Genomic DNA, 17,123 nt, shown 5'->3' with positions numbered 1-17,123 from the left:
TTCTAGGACGTATACAAGAAACAAGAAGGAGACTATCCTTTGAAGTATACCCACATTATGGATTTTGATTTGCACTTTTTGATATGGAAAAGATACTAACATGATTGACATTGATGAAAATTAATACGAATATGATCTAATTTGGCATCATATCATGGGACTAATGCATTGAGAAGAGTTTCATTATCTCGCTAAAATTCTGAAGTAAGGTTATTCCACATTCATTTTCATATCCCACAGATGTCAGACACGTCCCAAAAATCTGCAACTTGATGTGCGTTGTACTCGTAATCGCGGATCATTTTTTTTGCAATTCCCTCGTTTACATAATAATGCCAGCAGTGACAGCAGCACGGCCCCTCTGTTGAGATTTTCATCGCCTTGTCATATACTGCTTGTTCTGAGGTGTTAAGAGTAGTCTTGCTGTCATAGTCTATCCACTTCTTTGCCACATCTACTGAGGTTTTGTATGGGTTTAGAGGAATATCTGGTATGTTTGAATATTGTTGTAGTTTTTCAAGATGTTTGTGATATTCTGTTGTGTTTTGAAGAATGCCACAACATTGGCCGCTAAGATATTTTCCTTTTACACTGGCAAGATTGACGTTTGGTCCTGTACAACTACCACCTATGTTTGGTGATGAAGTCAGCAGACCATCAACGTTAGGGCTGCATGAAATTATCTGGCTGTCCAGATCAACAAGCTCAGGATCCACCGGTTTTGTCAGATTCTTACTCTGGACCATGAAGATGCCCTTTCCTGTCTGAGTCGGAATTGAATTGTAAATATCAAGCAGTTTGTTGTCTGTGTGTTGAAGAGGCATTGACTCCGAAGTTGAAGTCTCGTGGTAACTAATCAATACAAATGAAATTATCGCAAGCGCCCCTATTGCTCCTCCTATTGCAAAGTATTTTGTAGGTATCTCCAATTTCATATCTTGCACTTTCCTGATTTCATCAATCCTTTGGAAATGAAATACATGGATGCAACAAGTATGCCTATGCTAGGTAAGCTAAACTCCAGTCCCTTCAGTGGAAATATTGCGAGTCCTCCTGCGGCACCCAATATTGATGCAAGTGTAGTAGAACAGGCCGAGCACGCAGAAGAAAATGCGCCACCAAAAATTCCTCCAAAACTTGCAAGGTTTTTCTTTCCTCCCAATGACCCAGTGACCCGCAGCTGATATATTATCATGGAGATCGTGATGCCTGAAAGTATGGAAATAACAATTATCGATGTAAACATGGCTGCACCTGATGCGTCAAATATGTTTACAGCACCGTTTGTCGTTACAGCGAGGAGTAATGTTGGAGAGGCGCCAAGACTAATCGCTGTAACAAACGTAGAAAAGTTGTTGACAAAAATGAAAATAAAAAACGTGAAGACAGAAATCAGGATCGATATTACCACATATCTTGGATTTCGGAAAACGCTTTGAAGCGCATTTTTCATCACGATAGCATCCATGTTCAACCCCTCTGCTTGTCTATTATCTGCTTGAAGACGTCGTAGGGCTGTGCTCCTACCGCAGAGAGGTAGCCCTTTTGATCGTTTCCTATGAAAATTGTAGGCGTTCCGCTCACCCCTAGGCTCTGGCCATACTGTGTGAGCTGCTGTACTCGCGACTCGTATTTTTTGCTGTCAAGGCAGGAATTGAACTTTGTAGCATCAAGACCGGAAATGTCTACAGCCAGTGCCTTGACCTTGTCCGGTGTAGCCCAACCAGAGTTCTCCTGTCCCTGATGCGAGTAAATGTAATCATGATAATCATAGTACTTTCCCTGCTCGTTTGCGCACCATGCTCCCTCTCCAAGCGTGAGAGAATCTGGACCAAGAAACTGGAAGTCGAGGAAGTAGAATTTTGCTTTTCCATTATTTATGTAATCCTGTAGAATCTGTGGCTCGTTTTGCTGGAAGAACTTTTCACAGAATGGACATTGATAGTCTCCAAACTCCACTATGTTTAGTTGAGCCGAATTAGATCCTCTGTACTGTGCAAATGACGGTATCTGCAATTTTGCAAGTTGTTGCTGCGCTTGCTGATGCAACGGCTGTTGCGGTTCGAGAGGAATGTTGGATCCTTTTGTAACTCCTATGTTGTTAACCGGGAACACCACTCCTATGAAATATCCTGTGACAAGAAAAACGGCAAAGAGAAGAACTGTCCCCTTTGTAATCTCAATTGTGACTTTTTTTGTTCCTTCTGAAATATTTTTTCACCTAGTGTAACCTGTAATTGTTTTACATAATTTGCAGTTTAAATGCTTTTGTCCAAAAGAAAAATTTTACAATTGTAAACTGCCAGACTAATATATCATCAATTAGCTGGATTTTTTGTTGCTAGGAAAATGGTTAAGGAAAAAGAACAGGAAAAACGAAGAGACGAAATCGGACAGACTCCTAACAAACATTGAAACAAACTGATTACAATAGGAATTATTGCAGGCATAGTTGCTGCGTTAGCATATGTCAGCCATGATCTTGGTTCAAAGCAAGTCAGCACTGCGTCATCAATAGACGGAATAGAATGTAACACAAAGGAATTTGTAGTTCTCCACAGTCATGCGCATCTTGATTTTTATGTCAACGGAAATCCACTAACGGTTTCCTGCACAAATCGGATTTGTAGGCAATACGTGTCTATATTGGCTGCATACGCATGATACCAGCGGAGTGATACGCATGGAATCGCCAAAATCTAGAGATTTTACTCTAGGTCAGTTCTTTGATATTTGGAGGGCTTCGGAGAACTTTCCAGTTTCTGGAGCTTTGCCAAAAATATTTGTCAATGGGCAGATTGTCAATACAGGCTTGAATGAAACTAAGATTGGAGAACACGATGAAATTGTAGTGGCATATGGAAATACACCTTCATTCATACTGTCAATTCACCAATTCAAAGAGGGCGAATAGCTCAAACCTATTTTATCGAACATGATTCTTGGGAAGATTTTCTGATTGCCTTTGCCATTATGTATGGAGTTGCTACTAGTGCTGGAATCGATATGGCCATGAAGAGGCTTTGAAGTTGCAGCCCGTATGATGTAAGAAATATTGTGGTTGCAGTGGTGGTAGCAGTAACTCCCAGGTTAGTAAGCAAAAAGAATATTGTCCCAGCGCATGTAGGGCAGCCCACGAAACAGCCTGTTGCTGCCCCAAATATTCCAAGCCCCTTGCTCTTTTTTGCAATTGAAAATGCCTTTGCCATCATGGTAAAGTTCAGACCAACCAAGAAAGATACCACTATCCACAACACCAAGTTGAGCGGTATCAGTTGAAAGCCTAGGTGCTCTGTAAATGTGGAAAGAATCATGGGCATCTGTCCGGGCAAACCACAGCATGGAGATAGTTCTGCCATTGGAACTGCAAGGCCAAAATCAGTGAAGTTCAGTTCTGGTTTGTAGAGTATTATGCCGGAGCCCACTGCAAAAAACAATCCATATCCTATCGCACTTGCTAGAAAGATTTGTTTTGATCTCCTGCTGTTTATCACAGTTGAAATTATGGAAGAAGTAGAATCATCGGCATTTCTTATCTTTGTTCTGTAGAATCTATACAAGCCCCATCCAATTGAACCAAAAGACAGGAACATGATCACGTATGTTACTACTGCAAGCCTTTGAAGTGCTGGCATAGCAGCAGGTGTAATTATGAGTGAATGGTTGTTCCAGTACGCGAGAAATGAGACTAGCATGGCTAGAGATCCTATAATTATAAGCACCTTGTGAGAACGCTGGACAGCAGCTTGTTTTTCCAACTGCTCAAAGGCCGCTTTCTTAATATTAAATTGTATCCTTGATCACGTCGTAGGTATTTAATGTAGATCCTTACATTTGTAAAAAATTAACTCAACTAGCGTATTTCTAAATCAACAAATGTTGTTTTTGTTACCAAGCCATTGCTTGCACTGATGCCAACCGTATAGTTTCCAGGTTTTGCACCCTCATTTTGTAATACCAGTTGAACAGGGACTGTTTGATCAGATCTTGATAAAGAAACGGTATTGGTGGTAAAGTTTGCAACTATTTTTTCAAATCCTCCATCAGTTCTCATTGAGCTTGATGCACTAAGAAAAATCACATTGTGGTTATCCTTGTTTGGTATAGTGATATTTTTCCCCAAGACCACTGCATTGATTATTGCAGTTTGAGTGGTATTGTTGTCAGAAAATATGATCTTTGTAAGATCAGAGTGTATGTCAAATGGCACAATCTCTGTACGGTCTACCATGCCTACTTTGTTATTGTCCCACTGTGAGAACCAAAATTTGTTAGGATTTGTAGGATCAAGTGATAGATTCAGCGTGAATATTGTTGAATAGTAGTCATTTTGTGCAGCTATGTTCTGTCTTGATATTGGATTATTGATCATGTATGGGGATGGATCGGGCACTTGATTGTTGGGTATGTTAAATTCAGTGAGAATGTGATCTGTTATGTTGAGGAATGCTATCCTGTCTCCTTGATGTTCGTTGAACCATATGCCTTTGTGGTCTAGGCTTTCTCTCATCCAAAATGGCAATGTAGGTATAGGCGGAATTGTTCTGGCAGTTGAAAATCTTTTCCAACTGTTTGACTTTATATCATATTCAGAAATTGTGCTAGGTGCATGTTCTGTCACCCATATTGTTTCGTTATTTTGAACCAGAACATCAATGGGTGAAGAAAATCTGATTTTATCAGGCTGCGGTAACTCCAATGTCTTTATTATGTTGACAACAAGACCGTCATTATTTCTGAGAATCTTAAACTTGATTATCTTTCCGGTACTCAATTCTGCTACCCATACAGCATCATCTTTGAGAAATAAACCGCTTGGAGTTGTACTAGCTCCTAATGGAAATTCAATTATCTTGTATGAAGATTCTGTTTTATTTTCAACTTTTTGAATTACGCCTACGGTATTTCCGATCAGGGTGGTAAACCAAATGTCGCCTGTTGTATTGTCTACTTTCATCTGAAACGGAGGATAACTTGTGTGGTAAGAATTGAATTTTTTTATGTGAGGATCAAACAACCAGAGAGGGTTTGAACCAAATTGAGAGAACCAGATGTTTCCATCTTTGTCTTCCACCATAGACCAAACCATTGTGTTACTATGTTTTTCTTCTGGTATGAGGTATGAAGTCAAATTGCCATCTCTAGGGTCTAATCTAAACAATGACTGCGAAAACGATCCAGATGTCCAAACCACATCGTTTCTATCGACTAAAATTCCGTTTGGCCCAGTTTTATTTGGAAGTGAATAGATTGTCACATATTTGCTTTTGAATACGGAATCTGGAATATTCTTTGAAATGTTGACATTTTGTAAAGTTAGCTCGCTTGCAGATCTCTCATCGGTTGTTTTTTTATTTTCTGTCATAATTTGAGTTTCCAAGTTGCTAAACAAAATTGTAGCTAACACAATTACCGTTATGAAAGCCGCTATGCCTATGATTTTTTTAAAAGTCAATGTTATTTTTCTACTGGATTTCCAATCATGTTTCCCCACTCTGTCCACGATCCATCATAATTTCGGACCTGTGTATACCCAAGCAGATATTTGAGCACAAACCATGTATGAGATGATCTTTCACCAATCCTGCAATAACAGATGATATCCTTGTCCTGAGTGACCCCTTTTGATTCGTAGATCTTCTTTAGTTCCTCAACAGACTTGAATGTCCCGTCTACATCATTTACAGCAGTAGCCCACGGGATGTTATTGGCTCCCGGAATGTGTCCTCCTCTCTGGGCATGCTCCATGGGATATTCTGCTGGTGCAGTAATTTCCCCTGAGAACTCCTTTGGAGAGCGAACATCAACTAGTATTGTATCCTTTCTCTGAAGGGCTCGTTTTACATCAAAGAGATACGCCCTCAGTCCTTCGTTTGGAGGCTGTGAGACATACTTTGTTCTCTGAATTTGTGGTTCTTCCTTTGTATATGATCTTTTTTCTAGTTCCCATTTCTTTCTTCCACCGTTCATTATCTTCACTTTTTCATGTCCATAGTACTTGAAGATCCAAAAGACAAATGCAGCAAACCAGTTGTTGAAATCGCCGTAGAGGACAACTTCGGATTCTGGCGTTATTCCATTCTTGGACATTAATTCCTCAAATTGCGATTTATTGATGATGTCACGTGTGACAGGATCGTTGATGTCTCTCTTCCACCAAATCAGAGCAGCTTCCTGTAAATGGCTCTGCTTGTAGGCATTTTCTGGATCGTAATCCACCTCAACAATTTTCAATGACTTGTTGTTTAGATTTTTTGCAACTGTTTCTGTATCAGTTAAAACTTCTGGATTCACATAATTCATTGTATATCCTTCTAAAGGCGAGATATTTTAATACAAACCTTTACATTTGTAAGAAAACTAATTTTTCTTTTTCTTGGCAAATTTGTTGCCAAACCACATTGCTCCACCCATAGCAGCACACATTGCAGGACACAGGCCCAGTGTAAGAAATGTCGGCGCCATTGCCGCAAGAGTTGGATTGTGTGTTGCAAATGTAAAATAAAATATTGTTGCTGTTCCAATACCTGCTGCTGAAAAGATTGCAATTTTCTTTTTTGACATTTTTCCTGTGCCGCAAGACATCATATGAGCAGCTGTATTTTGTTCCCGTTAATAATATTTGTGCAGAATTGCACCAGAACATTTTACGGTTTGAAAGTAACTACTACAGACGGAGTGAGGCTGATTGTGACCTGAATAGAGTTTATCTTGAAAAGTTTCTCGTATCGTGTGATGAGCGAAACAAAACGATTGACCAGATGAATGAAAAGATCTACCAATTTTGACGCAGTACGAAATCTCCTGATGATAAGGGCAACTGCGGATATTGCTATGAATCCAATGGACAGGGCTTTGTCCCTCCCATCAAGTATAGATTTTTGTGTTTCTACCGAATGTTCTTCTAGTGCAGTTGCATTAGCATTTGAATTTTGTAATAGATTGCAAATCTCTTTGTCGATCTCATCAAAATTGTTGATGTATGACTGCATGGTTTTCTGTATGTTGTCAAGCTCGTTCACAGAAATATCGTCAGACATTGTCGTATATACAGGTGGAACTTATTTATGCATTGACCGTTTGTCCTAGAAATTGTTTTTATTCTCAAGCGAATCTATTCTTCCTTTGTATTTTTCCTTGTATAATGACTTGCACGATGTACAGCAGAAAAATCTTTCAAGGTTTGCAAATTTCAACATGTGTGGTTTCTCGTGTATCGGACCCTTGCAATAATCGCAGACCATCTTTATCATCATGGTCTTGCTGATCTTGACGCTGTGATGCTTGATTGTTTCGTGCCTTATCTGATCAAGCTTCTCACTTTCTTTGTTCTCAATCATGTCCATGTCTACGATTGGCATTACCGCCTTGATTAGGCCCATGCTGACCAGTTTCTCGTATCGCTGCTTCACAGTAGGGGTGCTTGCACCTATCTCCCTTGAGATCTGCCTGAAGGACTTTCTTCCGTCTTTTAACAGAGATTCCAATACCGCAATGTCGACATCGTCCAACCTAAATGGCATGATTAGATTACGTCTCATGGATGTATATCTTGTACACTTTACAATTGTAAAGTCCCATAGTTAAGTAAATGTCAGTGGTATATGATACCGTTTGACAATAGAGGTATCCAAGCAAGAAAGCACAAAGCGCACCGTGCTAAAGATAGGCGGCATGCACTGCGCTGGATGTGTTAGCTCCATCCAGAGATCAGTTTCAGAGGTGCCGGGTGTAAACAAGGTGGAGGTAAACCTTGCTACCGAAAAGGCTACCTTAGAATTTGATCAAACAAAAGTTGGGCTGGATTCAATTGAAAAAGCAATTGAAGAAATAGGTTACAAGGTAGTTTATGAAAAATTAACTTTGAAGTTGGGTGGAATTTCTGATTCCACCGATGCTGAAAGACTTGAGCAAAGATTACACCTAGACGGAATTAAATCTGCTTCAGTTAATTATGGAAGTTCGCAATTTAATATAGAATACAATTCTGCCCTACTGTCACTTGCTGACATTCGAAAGAAGATTACAGAACTTGGATACGAGGTACTAAGCGAGGATCTTGGAATATCATCACAAGACATAGAGGCAAAGAAACTCAAACACCTGTTCATCATAGGAGTCATTTTCACGGTTCCTGTGATGTTGTTCAGTTATCCCGAGATCTTCAAATTTTTGCCGTTTGCTGGTACAAGTATTATCGCATATGCCATGTTTGCATTTGCGTCAGTAGTTCAGTTTGTCACCGGAAACAGATTCTACACTGGCGCATTTCGAATTGCAAAGATGAGATCTGCAAACATGGACACACTCGTAGTGCTTGGTACTACTACTGCCTACGTATTTAGTGCATTCTACACGTTTCCATCCCCTATCTGGCACAACATGTATTACGATGCAGCAGCTGTTGTTGTCACTTTCATAATTTTAGGAAAATGGATGGAACTCAAGACAAAGGGCAAGACTAGTTCTATAATCAGAAAGATGCTTGAGCTCCAACCAAAAACTGCAAGAATCAGAAAAGAGGACGGCGAGGAGACTGAGGTAGCAATAGAACTTATCCAACCTGGAGACATTCTCGTGGTAAGACCTGGGGAGAAGATTCCAGTTGATTCTGTTGTCGTTCTTGGAGCATCCGCAGTGGATGAATCCATGGTAACTGGGGAATCTGTCCCTGTGACAAAGAAAGTTGGAGACGGTGTGATAGGGGGAACAATAAACAGAGAAGGAATGATTCTAGTAAAAGCAACTAAGGTTGGGTCAGACTCTTTTCTTTCGCAAGTAGTCAAGCTTGTAGAAGAAGCAATGGGCAAAAAACCAGTTTTACAAAAGATGGTGGACAAAGTTGCAGGATATTTTGCATATGCCGTGATGATTGTTTCCCTGTCAACTTTTCTTATCTGGTATTTTGTTGTGGCACATGGAGCTATCGCAAGCGCAATGATTCCAGCAGTAGCTGTGCTAGTAGTTGCTTGTCCATGCGCTCTGGGTCTTGCAACTCCAACTGCAATCATGGTAGGTATGAGTAAGGGAGCATCAAATGGTGTGATATTCAAGGGTGGAGAAGCAATGGAGTTGCTCAACAAGACTTCTGTTGCGATATTTGACAAGACTGGAACATTAACGCAGGGAAAACCACAAGTAACTGATGTCATAGAAATAAAAGAGCTTGCCACCATAACTAGTACTGACGGTAGCAAAAATGGAATCACAACTTTGTCTCTTGCTGCAGTGGCAGAGAAAGGTTCCGAGCACCCACTGGCTAAGGCAATAGTTATACATGCACAAAATCAGGGAGTGAAGGTATACGACCCATCATACTTTGAAGCAGTTGCAGGGCTTGGAGTGATGGCAGCATACAATGATTTGAATTTGAAAGTAGGCAATTTGTCATTCATGCAAAACCAGAACATAGACACAACATCTTCGAAACAGACAGTTGAGAAACTTCAGGAAGAGGGAAAGACTGCGGTGATAGTTTCAGTTGACAACGCTGTTCTTGGAGTCATAGGATTGCTTGACACACCAAAGCAAGGAGCAAAGGAAGCTGTATCGATCTTAAAGTCCATGGGAATAGAATCGATTATGCTTACAGGAGATAATGAAAAGACTGCTAGAAAGGTTGCTCAGATGATAGGAATAGAGAGAATATTTGCAGATGTCTTGCCGTCTGGAAAGGTTAATGTTGTAAAAAAGATCCAAACCGAAGGCAAGAAGGTCGCCATGATAGGGGATGGAGTCAACGATGCTCCTGCCCTTACTGCTGCAGATGTAGGGATGGCAATAGGTTCTGGCACGGACATAGCAATAGAATCTGGCAAAGTCATACTAGTCAGGGACGATATCCGCGATGTGGTCACCGCAATAGAGATTGCAAAGAAGACAGTAGGCAAGATAAAACAAAATCTAGCTTATGCTTTCATGTATAACGCTGTTCTCATACCCGTTGCCGCAATAGGATTATTGTATCCTGCACTTGCAGGAGTTGCCATGGCAGCAAGCTCTGTCTCTGTCACCATGAGCTCGCTTGCTATGAAGAGATGGACTCCTAGAAGAAAGAACAACTGATTTTGAATTGATTTGGAAAAATCTCTTTATATTATTGTGTCAAACTGATTTCAGGCCAGATTTCCCTATGGTTGTTCCATCACAAGAAATGACCGTTGCGGGCCTGTCTACTCCATCACATGTTCCTGAAAAATTTTTTACATTTGTAAACTTCCACATTAAAATATCATAAGTTTTCTAGTAAAGACATGTTTGGAATGACAAAACACTGTCCTGTTTGTGGAATGGATGTCAAGAAAGACACTCCATTCAAAAGGTTTGGAAAATCTTTTTGTTCTGATGAACATGCACAAAAATATACAGATATGCAAATGACAAGACAGAAGGATGAGGATCAAGGCAGCGGTTGCTGCTGTTAATTAAATCCAAAATAGATTCATTCAATTTTTATAATCAGAGTTATTGTAAGACGAATTTTAGATTGTGCTTAACATCTACATTGATTTTACAATTGTAAACTACCAGTGATAAATATCCACACCACCTGTAGTCCATTGAAGATAAAATGAAGCACGATGGACAAGAACCAAAAAGCAACTTTGGAAACTCGAAGAAAAAAATCAAAGCGTTCGTGGCAATTGGAATTTTAGCGGCGTTGGCAATCGGCGTTAGCTTGATTATGCTTACATCTAGCTCGCCTGCTTCCAAGACACCTAGCGGTTCTGTGCCTATTGATTCCATGGGTATGATGCACCTGCACACGCATCTCACGCTTGTGATAGACGGAAAAGATACTACAGTACCGGCACAGATTGGAATTGATTCCACACTGTGGAATGATCATTCGCTTGATTCATACGGCATGACAGGCATGGCTCCCCTACACACGCATGACACTTCTGGTATGATACATGTAGAGTCATACAAGGTCAAGGACTATTACCTTGGCCAGTTGCTCGCCATCTGGGGCCTAAATCTGAGTGATTACAAACAGGTAACATTGACTGTAAACGGACAACCATTCCCGGATTATCAAAACTATGTCTTCAAGGATGGCGACAAGATCACACTTTCTTTCAACACAAAATAGTTTTGGAAGAGATTTGGAACAAAGTCTTAATAAAATGATGAAGACCTGAAGTCATGCAGGAGATTACCATTGCAATTGCGGCTTTAGCAGGTCTGGGATCTTTTCTAGCTCCATGTATACTGCCTGTAATACCTGCGTTTATTGCATACATATCAGGCACTACCATAACTGAACTTCAAAGAAACAACGGCATAGTAAATCTTGCAGCCAATAGGCTCAATATCTTGATGAATACGATATTTTTTGTCCTAGGATTTTCCGTAGTGTTCTCAATATTTGGTGTGATTTTAAACAGCGTACTTTCAAAAGTAGCTTCTGGCATTACCTCGGATCTCAATCATGTTGGAGGTATAATCATAATAAGCTTTGGCGCATTCATGCTATTGTCAACAAAAATCACAAGATTAAATTTTGAAAAGAAAATTCTCCCAAACAGAACCAAAGTTAGCTATCCGCTCTCTTTTGTTTTTGGATTGGCATTTGCTACTTGTTGGACTCCGTGCATAGGTCCTATTCTTGGAAGCATTCTTACTTTGGCAGCTACTACTCCAAGCCACGCTTTTGTATTGTTACTAGGTTATTCAGCAGGTCTTGGAGTTCCATTTGTCTTGATGGGGTTATTCTTTTCCAGATTTACCAGATTGATAAAATACATAAGCAAACATCTCAAGTACTATTCTGTTGCAATGGGATCGCTCATAGTGATACTTGGAGTACTGGTGTTTACCAACCAGCTTGCAGCAATAGCAAGTTTTCCACTTTTGAATAATCTTCTTTTGAGTTGATATCATGAGAACCGAGATAAAAACAGCCATAATAATTGCGATAGTTGTTTCAGTAGGAATTGGAGGAATTGGTTATTACTTTACAACACTTGACAAACCAAAAGTTGTAACCCAAGTACCTACAAACAATAACAAACAGGGATCTACAAACGTAGATTCCAGCGCATCTAGTACAAAGACTACGCAAATAGATGAAAGTCAGTATCCAATAGCGCCAGATCTTACAGGCATATCAGGATATGTCAACACGACACCAGAAAACCTCAAAGCTGCAATGAAAGACAAAGTGGTTCTCTACGATTTCTGGACGTATAGCTGCATCAACTGCATTAGGACATTTCCATATCTAAAAGCATGGAACGAAAAATATTCAGACAAGGGGCTATTGATTATAGGAGTTCATTCCCCGGAATTTGAGTTTGAAAAGGATATCAACAATGTCAAGATGGCAGTAGCAAAATATGGATTACAATATCCTGTTGTGCTTGACAATGACCATGCCACATGGAATGCCTTTGGTAACAGATATTGGCCTGCTGAATATCTTGCAGATTCAACTGGGCACATAAGACACACTCATTTTGGAGAGGGAGATTATAATGAGACTGAAAAAGCAATACAGCAGCTTTTAGATGAACGCAGCCAGCGTCTTGGGCTGGGCATTAACGTAGACCAATCCCTTGTCAACATAAAAGAGCACCAGTTTGCAAACCAACAGACACCAGAGCTCTACTTTGGATACAGTTTTGTGACTGGCAGAAGCTTCATTGGAAACTCTGAAGGCTTCAAGCCCGAGGAGACTGTGAGCTATTCACTACCATCTGATCTGCAACAAGATCATTTCTATCTGGAAGGACAGTGGCAGAACCTTGCAGACAGCATGAAGCTTGTGTCACAAAGTGGTAAGATAGTTTTACCATACTTTGCAAAGGATGTCCATATAGTGGCTGCAAACAAAGCTGACCTTCATATCCTGTTAGACGGAAATCCAATAAGTGCGAGTGATGCAGGCGCAGATGTTCAAAACGGTACTGTTCATGTTTCAGAAAACAGACTCTACAATCTGGTCTCCAGTAGCACTGCCGGCTCACACACACTCACAATCACAGCACAGTCAGGCTTTCAGATCTACACATTTACTTTTGGCTAGGCCAGAAATGGAGTAGAATAAAAAGAATTTTCTGGCAAATTTACTACATCTTCTGTTGGGAGTTGCTGCGTTCAAGCATATTTGGTAGGATTCTTCTCGAATGCGCCTTTGCAGGATGGACAGCAAAAATAGTAGGTCTGACCTCCGTGATTTGATGAGGGCGCACTCTTTTCATCCACTTCCATTTTACATACTGGATCTCTAGCCATGGGCGTATTACAGAAAAGTGATAGATAAATTCAGTACTTTACATTTGTAAAATGTTGTATTCATATATCTCGCGTGAGTAGAACAGATTGTAGAAATGGGAAAACGGACAATCATATCTATTGTTACATTAGGAGTGTTTGCAGCAAGTGTTTTTGTCCTGGTATCGCAAAACAACATCGACGCTTATTCGATGATGAGCTCTGGTAACATGGATTCCATGATGAAAAACATGATGTCCGGCAACACGATGGGCGGTTCCGGTTCTGGAATGAATTGTAAAATGATGAGTGATTCTCCACAAGATGTTATAATAAAGATAAAATCCAGTCAAGCAGTATCTGTTGGGAAAATACAGTCAATAACGCTTCTTGTTCTGGACAAAACAACTAGCAGGCCCTTGACAGATGCCCGAATCGTAGTTGGAATCGAGAGAGGTGCACCTATGAGTACAATGGATATGCTAGGACCGATGTTTGACGCAAAGAACATTGGAAACGGCAAGTATGTTGTGAGTTTTATTCTTGACAAGCCAGGCTATTACACGTTGCACACGCATGTCATACCTGCAGGAAAATCCATGATGTCAATGATGAATAATCACGAAGACATTGGATTGATTGCAAAATAGGAAACTACATCCTGTAGATCGTTTTTGTTGATTTATGTCGCTGTTACTTTTGGTTGGTGGATAGGGTTTTTGTATATCTTCATCAGTTTTGATTATTGTAAAAGACCATCAGGTGGAGTTAGTGGCTGCATGAACCAATGAATAATGCAGGTGTAAAAATCCAAGATAGTAAAGAATGAATGATATTGCTTTGCTAGTATCATAATATTAAGTCAAAGAAACCACTAAAATAACACTAATAGACTTGTTGTAAAAAATCTTAGTTATGACTAGTTAAAACCAGTGTGACAACTTGCATGACAAATCCACCCATTATCTGATTTTCATTCACACATCTTATTGATTATTCATTCATTGTACTTTAATTGGAATATATTAAACTCAAATTTGGGTTATTTTTCACATATTTTCTAATAATCATAAAGAAGATAAAATGATAAACTTTCGTCTACATGATAGGGATTACCGGATAAGTTTTGTCTTTTTTACTTTGTTCTCAATGTGTTCACTTATGAAACAATTGGGTTGATGATACATTAGAAAGATATTTTGATCAAATCTTGAATATGTTTTTATTTTCTATATCATGACTGATTGCATGTTAAGCGTATTGATGGATTCAAATTTCAAGTTGCAAATTCTGTAATCCTCAATATGATCACAAAATTTCTCAATTATCTGTCTCTCACACTTTTTACCATGTTCGTCTTTTGCAGTCAATATCAAAAGATTCCAGTTTCCACTAACTGTTGCAGTCAGCAAACAATTTGGTAAATCTTTCACGAAATTACAAATCTTGTCCGTTATGATGTCTGATGATTTGCTTGCCTTGAATCTGAGATACAGGGCTTCAAAGTCCTCAACAAGTGATTGTCGAAGAATTGTCTCATAACCCTTGATTATTTGCTTTTTTTCAAGCCGTTCTATCCTGTACGCAACTGCCCTATCTTGAATATCGTGACCTTCGTTTCTTAGCTTGATAGCTATCTGGCGAGCTGGAATCCTTGCATTTTCCATGAGCAATTCTATTATTCTCCGGTCTATCTTGTCAACTACCGTCAAAAATGCGTCTGACATCTGATGGTACTATCTGCCAAAACGCACTTGAGCATGTGGAATGATAATTTGAACAAGCTAATCACGTCTTACAATTTTCTGTAATCTGGGTATCTACTATCTGTGAATCATGTTTCTACACTATTTTTTAGGAAAATATTTTTTTGCAGTCAAGTAGTGGCTTTTAGGGTCATTGTACTCATTACCTGTGTTAACGAGCGTATTTTTTGAGATAATATTGTATCAAACTCTTGTGAATTTGCGGCCTGGATCTCTGCTATGACATCGTAGGCTCCAAATGTGACATGGGCACTTTTTACTTGTGGTATCGTCTTGAGCTCCTCTATTATGTAATCTTCTGCACCTAGTTCACAATTGATTAAAATAAATCCCTTTTCCATTATGTTTTGGTCTCATTTACGTTACTTAACTTTTGTTAATTTTTATACAATAGTATTTCATCTTGTTAAATTCTGAATTCTTGGATCATAGCATATTGGGAAATATGGCTTGAAATTTCCATTGCATGATTCGGCTATGGTGCTTTCAGAATCCAGGCACTCTGTCTTGTTTAATATTTTGCTAGAACACTTGTCAAGAACAGTCTGAAGTCTACTATTTAGTTGTTCTATCTTTGATATTATTACAGCGTTGAGGCCCATGTTTGCTATTTGCTGCAATCTGTTGTCATTGCAAGCAGGGGCAAGACTAGACTGGCACAGGCTCATTACCTGTCTTGCAGTGGTAGTGCATGTTGAAATGGAATCATTCCAGCTTGCTTTGGAACATGTGTCAATAAATGACAAGACTTGGTCTTGGAAATATGCTGAACTGGTTGAAGTGTAATTGATATCCTTGGAAATTATCTGATCAATTCTTGGGTCTGTACAAGATTTGATCTGGTCCAGTTTTCTAGCAGAACACTCTTGTTTTAGTTCTATCATTGTTGACTGACACGTTGGAATATCTGCATGTGTGCACAGGTTAACTAAATTGGAAATTGAACTATCAAGCTCAGAAGACACTTCGGCCATTTGGTTCTGGGCAGACGTTATCTTGTAGTCTACCGTGTCTAGAAACTGATCAATTCTTGAGTCCTTGCAAATTTCTGAATCTTGATAGTCTGGTTTCTTACAGTCTTGCTTTAGTTGGGCAATGGATATCTTACAACTTGTAAGGCTGTCCAGGCTCTGAAATTGCATACAGTCGTTTACAAGATTAATATTTTGTATGTTTGACTGGGAGATTGATTTTACGACAGACGATTTTTCATTTTGTCCCGTCATGTAGTAAAATTCAATGTCGCCAACTACTGCAATTACAAAGATTGCACTGGCGATTGATACGAAGTACATAATCTTGCGCATGATATTATAGTTACAATCCTATGATATATTGTAATTTACATTTGGTAGATAAAACATTCACTGTCCATAGGAATAAAGCCGGGCAAAATGAAAAACGTAACTTGGATGTTTCAACAGGAAATGATACTCGGGAATACCCATGTGTCTCATGCCATACAAACTGTTGCAAAGAATATGTGATATTTGTTAATGCACATGACGTTTACCGACTTTCAATCGGGTTAGGGTTGGACCCTGAGAATTTTCTTGATATATATGGTGCAAAAGATTTCGATCTGGGAATTAAGGTAAAAGAAGGCCTAGTTGATCTGGCTTTGAAACAAAAAAATGATGCATGTACATTTCTTGTTGAATCAAAAGATGTCTTTCGATGCACTGTAAATGAATTCAAACCTGGTGTGTGCAAATCATATCCATTTCAGATGAAAGATGGAAAACTAACTCAAATGAGTGATAAAATGTGTCCTGCTGATTGGAATACAAGAGAATTTGAAACAATGATGAAAACACATCTCAAAAAAGATGATGATGAATGGAAATTCTACCATGATCTTATCTTAGAATGGAATAAAAAACACTGGATGAGAAAACCACTGTCTGCATTTCTTAGATTTATTCTATACCAGGTCGCGCATTCTGTACCATTTGACTCTGATACTGCGTTAAGCCAGTAGCCGTGAAAGTGGTACAAAAATTCTGATTCTTGATTAAAGTTCAAGCCAACGAAGGGATTTGGACCCTCGACCTTCTGATTACAAGTCAGATGCTCTAGCCAGGCTGAGCTACGTTGGCATTAGGTTATGGACTTGGGAAGGTGGTTTAAAATGTTATC

The 17,123-nt window shown here is 39.4% G+C and carries 21 protein-coding genes and 1 tRNA gene; 8 read left to right on the top strand and 14 right to left on the bottom strand.

All coding sequences use genetic code 11. From position 1 onward, the window contains the following. Positions 1-227: 227 nt before the first annotated feature. Genes BQ3481_RS03410 through BQ3481_RS03400 form a run of 3 tightly spaced genes read right to left on the bottom strand, consistent with a single transcriptional unit; the run spans position 228 to position 2,118 of the window. The gene (locus BQ3481_RS03410) at positions 228-935 is read right to left on the bottom strand and encodes a hypothetical protein (protein ID WP_157926983.1); all 708 of its coding nucleotides are present in this window, start codon (positions 933-935) and stop codon (positions 228-230) included. Further along, positions 932-1,468: a hypothetical protein gene (locus BQ3481_RS03405; RefSeq protein WP_157926982.1), complete on the bottom strand. Its 537-nt coding sequence runs from the start codon at positions 1,466-1,468 to the stop codon at positions 932-934. The genes BQ3481_RS03410 and BQ3481_RS03405 overlap by 4 nt, the downstream gene beginning before the upstream one ends. A gap of 2 nt (positions 1,469-1,470) precedes the next feature. Further along, positions 1,471-2,118: a DsbA family protein gene (locus tag BQ3481_RS03400; protein WP_157926981.1), complete on the bottom strand. Its 648-nt coding sequence runs from the start codon at positions 2,116-2,118 to the stop codon at positions 1,471-1,473. A 565-nt stretch (positions 2,119-2,683) separates the two neighbouring features. On the opposite strand from BQ3481_RS03400, the gene BQ3481_RS03395 reads away from it, so the two are divergent. Further along, complete coding sequence (locus BQ3481_RS03395; protein WP_157926980.1) at positions 2,684-2,914, top strand: hypothetical protein; 231 nt, start codon at positions 2,684-2,686, stop codon at positions 2,912-2,914. Positions 2,915-2,921: 7 nt separating this feature from the next. On the opposite strand, the gene BQ3481_RS03390 is transcribed toward BQ3481_RS03395, so the two are convergent. From BQ3481_RS03390 to BQ3481_RS03365, 6 genes are all read right to left on the bottom strand, one after another. Continuing rightward, complete coding sequence (locus BQ3481_RS03390; RefSeq protein ID WP_157926979.1) at positions 2,922-3,758, bottom strand: hypothetical protein; 837 nt, start codon at positions 3,756-3,758, stop codon at positions 2,922-2,924. Positions 3,759-3,853: 95 nt separating this feature from the next. Beyond that, complete coding sequence (locus BQ3481_RS03385) at positions 3,854-5,455, bottom strand: Vgb family protein (RefSeq protein ID WP_157926978.1); 1,602 nt, start codon at positions 5,453-5,455, stop codon at positions 3,854-3,856. Between the two features lie 2 nt (positions 5,456-5,457). Beyond that, positions 5,458-6,303 carry a sulfurtransferase gene (locus tag BQ3481_RS03380; RefSeq protein WP_157926977.1) on the bottom strand — a complete coding sequence of 282 codons (846 nt, stop codon included), beginning with the start codon at positions 6,301-6,303 and terminating at the stop codon, positions 5,458-5,460. Between the two features lie 57 nt (positions 6,304-6,360). Further along, entirely contained in the window at positions 6,361-6,564 is a 204-nt protein-coding gene (locus BQ3481_RS03375) for a hypothetical protein (RefSeq protein ID WP_157926976.1), read from the bottom strand. 83 nt (positions 6,565-6,647) lie between these two features. Beyond that, positions 6,648-7,040 (bottom strand): hypothetical protein, encoded by a 393-nt coding sequence (locus BQ3481_RS03370; RefSeq protein WP_157926975.1) that lies wholly within the window; start codon positions 7,038-7,040, stop codon positions 6,648-6,650. A gap of 45 nt (positions 7,041-7,085) precedes the next feature. Continuing rightward, a complete protein-coding gene (locus BQ3481_RS03365; RefSeq protein WP_231911851.1) occupies positions 7,086-7,541 on the bottom strand; it encodes a winged helix-turn-helix transcriptional regulator in 456 nt (151 codons plus the stop codon). A gap of 73 nt (positions 7,542-7,614) precedes the next feature. Between BQ3481_RS03365 and BQ3481_RS03360 the strand changes: the two genes are divergently transcribed. The 5 genes from BQ3481_RS03360 (at position 7,615) to BQ3481_RS03340 (ending at position 13,030) form a co-directional block, all read left to right on the top strand. Further along, entirely contained in the window at positions 7,615-10,065 is a 2,451-nt protein-coding gene (locus BQ3481_RS03360) for a heavy metal translocating P-type ATPase (RefSeq protein WP_157926974.1), read from the top strand. A gap of 188 nt (positions 10,066-10,253) precedes the next feature. Next, complete coding sequence (locus BQ3481_RS03355) at positions 10,254-10,424, top strand: hypothetical protein (RefSeq protein ID WP_157926973.1); 171 nt, start codon at positions 10,254-10,256, stop codon at positions 10,422-10,424. Between the two features lie 146 nt (positions 10,425-10,570). Beyond that, positions 10,571-11,095, top strand: coding sequence for a hypothetical protein (locus tag BQ3481_RS03350; RefSeq protein WP_157926972.1), 525 nt, complete (start codon positions 10,571-10,573; stop codon positions 11,093-11,095). 53 nt (positions 11,096-11,148) lie between these two features. Continuing rightward, positions 11,149-11,880: a cytochrome c biogenesis CcdA family protein gene (locus tag BQ3481_RS03345; protein WP_157926971.1), complete on the top strand. Its 732-nt coding sequence runs from the start codon at positions 11,149-11,151 to the stop codon at positions 11,878-11,880. Between the two features lie 4 nt (positions 11,881-11,884). Continuing rightward, positions 11,885-13,030 carry a thioredoxin family protein gene (locus BQ3481_RS03340; protein WP_157926970.1) on the top strand — a complete coding sequence of 382 codons (1,146 nt, stop codon included), beginning with the start codon at positions 11,885-11,887 and terminating at the stop codon, positions 13,028-13,030. 71 nt (positions 13,031-13,101) lie between these two features. Here BQ3481_RS03340 and BQ3481_RS03335 read toward each other — a convergent pair whose 3' ends face one another. Continuing rightward, complete coding sequence (locus BQ3481_RS03335; RefSeq protein WP_157926969.1) at positions 13,102-13,239, bottom strand: YHS domain-containing protein; 138 nt, start codon at positions 13,237-13,239, stop codon at positions 13,102-13,104. A 95-nt stretch (positions 13,240-13,334) separates the two neighbouring features. Between BQ3481_RS03335 and BQ3481_RS03330 the strand changes: the two genes are divergently transcribed. Next, positions 13,335-13,868, top strand: coding sequence for a hypothetical protein (locus tag BQ3481_RS03330; RefSeq protein ID WP_157926968.1), 534 nt, complete (start codon positions 13,335-13,337; stop codon positions 13,866-13,868). 579 nt (positions 13,869-14,447) lie between these two features. On the opposite strand, the gene BQ3481_RS03325 is transcribed toward BQ3481_RS03330, so the two are convergent. From BQ3481_RS03325 to BQ3481_RS03315, 3 genes are all read right to left on the bottom strand, one after another. Beyond that, complete coding sequence (locus BQ3481_RS03325; RefSeq protein ID WP_157926967.1) at positions 14,448-14,945, bottom strand: Lrp/AsnC family transcriptional regulator; 498 nt, start codon at positions 14,943-14,945, stop codon at positions 14,448-14,450. Positions 14,946-15,094: 149 nt separating this feature from the next. Then, positions 15,095-15,325 carry an Lrp/AsnC family transcriptional regulator gene (locus BQ3481_RS03320; protein ID WP_157926966.1) on the bottom strand — a complete coding sequence of 77 codons (231 nt, stop codon included), beginning with the start codon at positions 15,323-15,325 and terminating at the stop codon, positions 15,095-15,097. Between the two features lie 57 nt (positions 15,326-15,382). Then, a complete protein-coding gene (locus tag BQ3481_RS03315; protein WP_157926965.1) occupies positions 15,383-16,291 on the bottom strand; it encodes a hypothetical protein in 909 nt (302 codons plus the stop codon). 41 nt (positions 16,292-16,332) lie between these two features. Between BQ3481_RS03315 and BQ3481_RS03310 the strand changes: the two genes are divergently transcribed. Further along, on the top strand, positions 16,333-16,965 hold the full coding sequence (locus BQ3481_RS03310) for a YkgJ family cysteine cluster protein (protein ID WP_231911850.1): 633 nt from the start codon (positions 16,333-16,335) through the stop codon (positions 16,963-16,965). A 43-nt stretch (positions 16,966-17,008) separates the two neighbouring features. Here BQ3481_RS03310 and BQ3481_RS03305 read toward each other — a convergent pair. Further along, a tRNA-Thr gene (locus BQ3481_RS03305) sits at positions 17,009-17,083 on the bottom strand. Positions 17,084-17,123 lie beyond the last annotated feature (40 nt).

It is taken from the genome of Candidatus Nitrosotalea okcheonensis, assembly GCF_900177045.1.
GTDB classification, from domain to species: domain Archaea; phylum Thermoproteota; class Nitrososphaeria; order Nitrososphaerales; family Nitrosopumilaceae; genus Nitrosotalea; species Nitrosotalea okcheonensis.
This window is presented reverse-complemented; position numbering and strand designations above follow the sequence as displayed.

What these genes read in the sequence shown, in the direction of transcription:
- BQ3481_RS03370 (WP_157926975.1), bottom strand. Translation starts at nt 7,040, where the DNA reads ATGTCTGACGATATTTCTGTGAACGAGCTTGACAACATACAGAAAACC.
- BQ3481_RS03395 (WP_157926980.1), top strand. Translation starts at nt 2,684, where the DNA reads ATGGAATCGCCAAAATCTAGAGATTTTACTCTAGGTCAGTTCTTTGAT.
- BQ3481_RS03345 (WP_157926971.1), top strand. Translation starts at nt 11,149, where the DNA reads ATGCAGGAGATTACCATTGCAATTGCGGCTTTAGCAGGTCTGGGATCT.
- BQ3481_RS03335 (WP_157926969.1), bottom strand. Translation starts at nt 13,239, where the DNA reads ATGGCTAGAGATCCAGTATGTAAAATGGAAGTGGATGAAAAGAGTGCG.
- BQ3481_RS03375 (WP_157926976.1), bottom strand. Translation starts at nt 6,564, where the DNA reads ATGTCAAAAAAGAAAATTGCAATCTTTTCAGCAGCAGGTATTGGAACA.
- BQ3481_RS03405 (WP_157926982.1), bottom strand. Translation starts at nt 1,468, where the DNA reads ATGGATGCTATCGTGATGAAAAATGCGCTTCAAAGCGTTTTCCGAAAT.
- BQ3481_RS03350 (WP_157926972.1), top strand. Translation starts at nt 10,571, where the DNA reads ATGAAGCACGATGGACAAGAACCAAAAAGCAACTTTGGAAACTCGAAG.
- BQ3481_RS03410 (WP_157926983.1), bottom strand. Translation starts at nt 935, where the DNA reads ATGAAATTGGAGATACCTACAAAATACTTTGCAATAGGAGGAGCAATA.
- BQ3481_RS03340 (WP_157926970.1), top strand. Translation starts at nt 11,885, where the DNA reads ATGAGAACCGAGATAAAAACAGCCATAATAATTGCGATAGTTGTTTCA.
- BQ3481_RS03325 (WP_157926967.1), bottom strand. Translation starts at nt 14,945, where the DNA reads ATGTCAGACGCATTTTTGACGGTAGTTGACAAGATAGACCGGAGAATA.
- BQ3481_RS03315 (WP_157926965.1), bottom strand. Translation starts at nt 16,291, where the DNA reads ATGCGCAAGATTATGTACTTCGTATCAATCGCCAGTGCAATCTTTGTA.
- BQ3481_RS03355 (WP_157926973.1), top strand. Translation starts at nt 10,254, where the DNA reads ATGTTTGGAATGACAAAACACTGTCCTGTTTGTGGAATGGATGTCAAG.
- BQ3481_RS03365 (WP_231911851.1), bottom strand. Translation starts at nt 7,541, where the DNA reads ATGAGACGTAATCTAATCATGCCATTTAGGTTGGACGATGTCGACATT.
- BQ3481_RS03320 (WP_157926966.1), bottom strand. Translation starts at nt 15,325, where the DNA reads ATGGAAAAGGGATTTATTTTAATCAATTGTGAACTAGGTGCAGAAGAT.
- BQ3481_RS03330 (WP_157926968.1), top strand. Translation starts at nt 13,335, where the DNA reads ATGGGAAAACGGACAATCATATCTATTGTTACATTAGGAGTGTTTGCA.
- BQ3481_RS03380 (WP_157926977.1), bottom strand. Translation starts at nt 6,303, where the DNA reads ATGAATTATGTGAATCCAGAAGTTTTAACTGATACAGAAACAGTTGCA.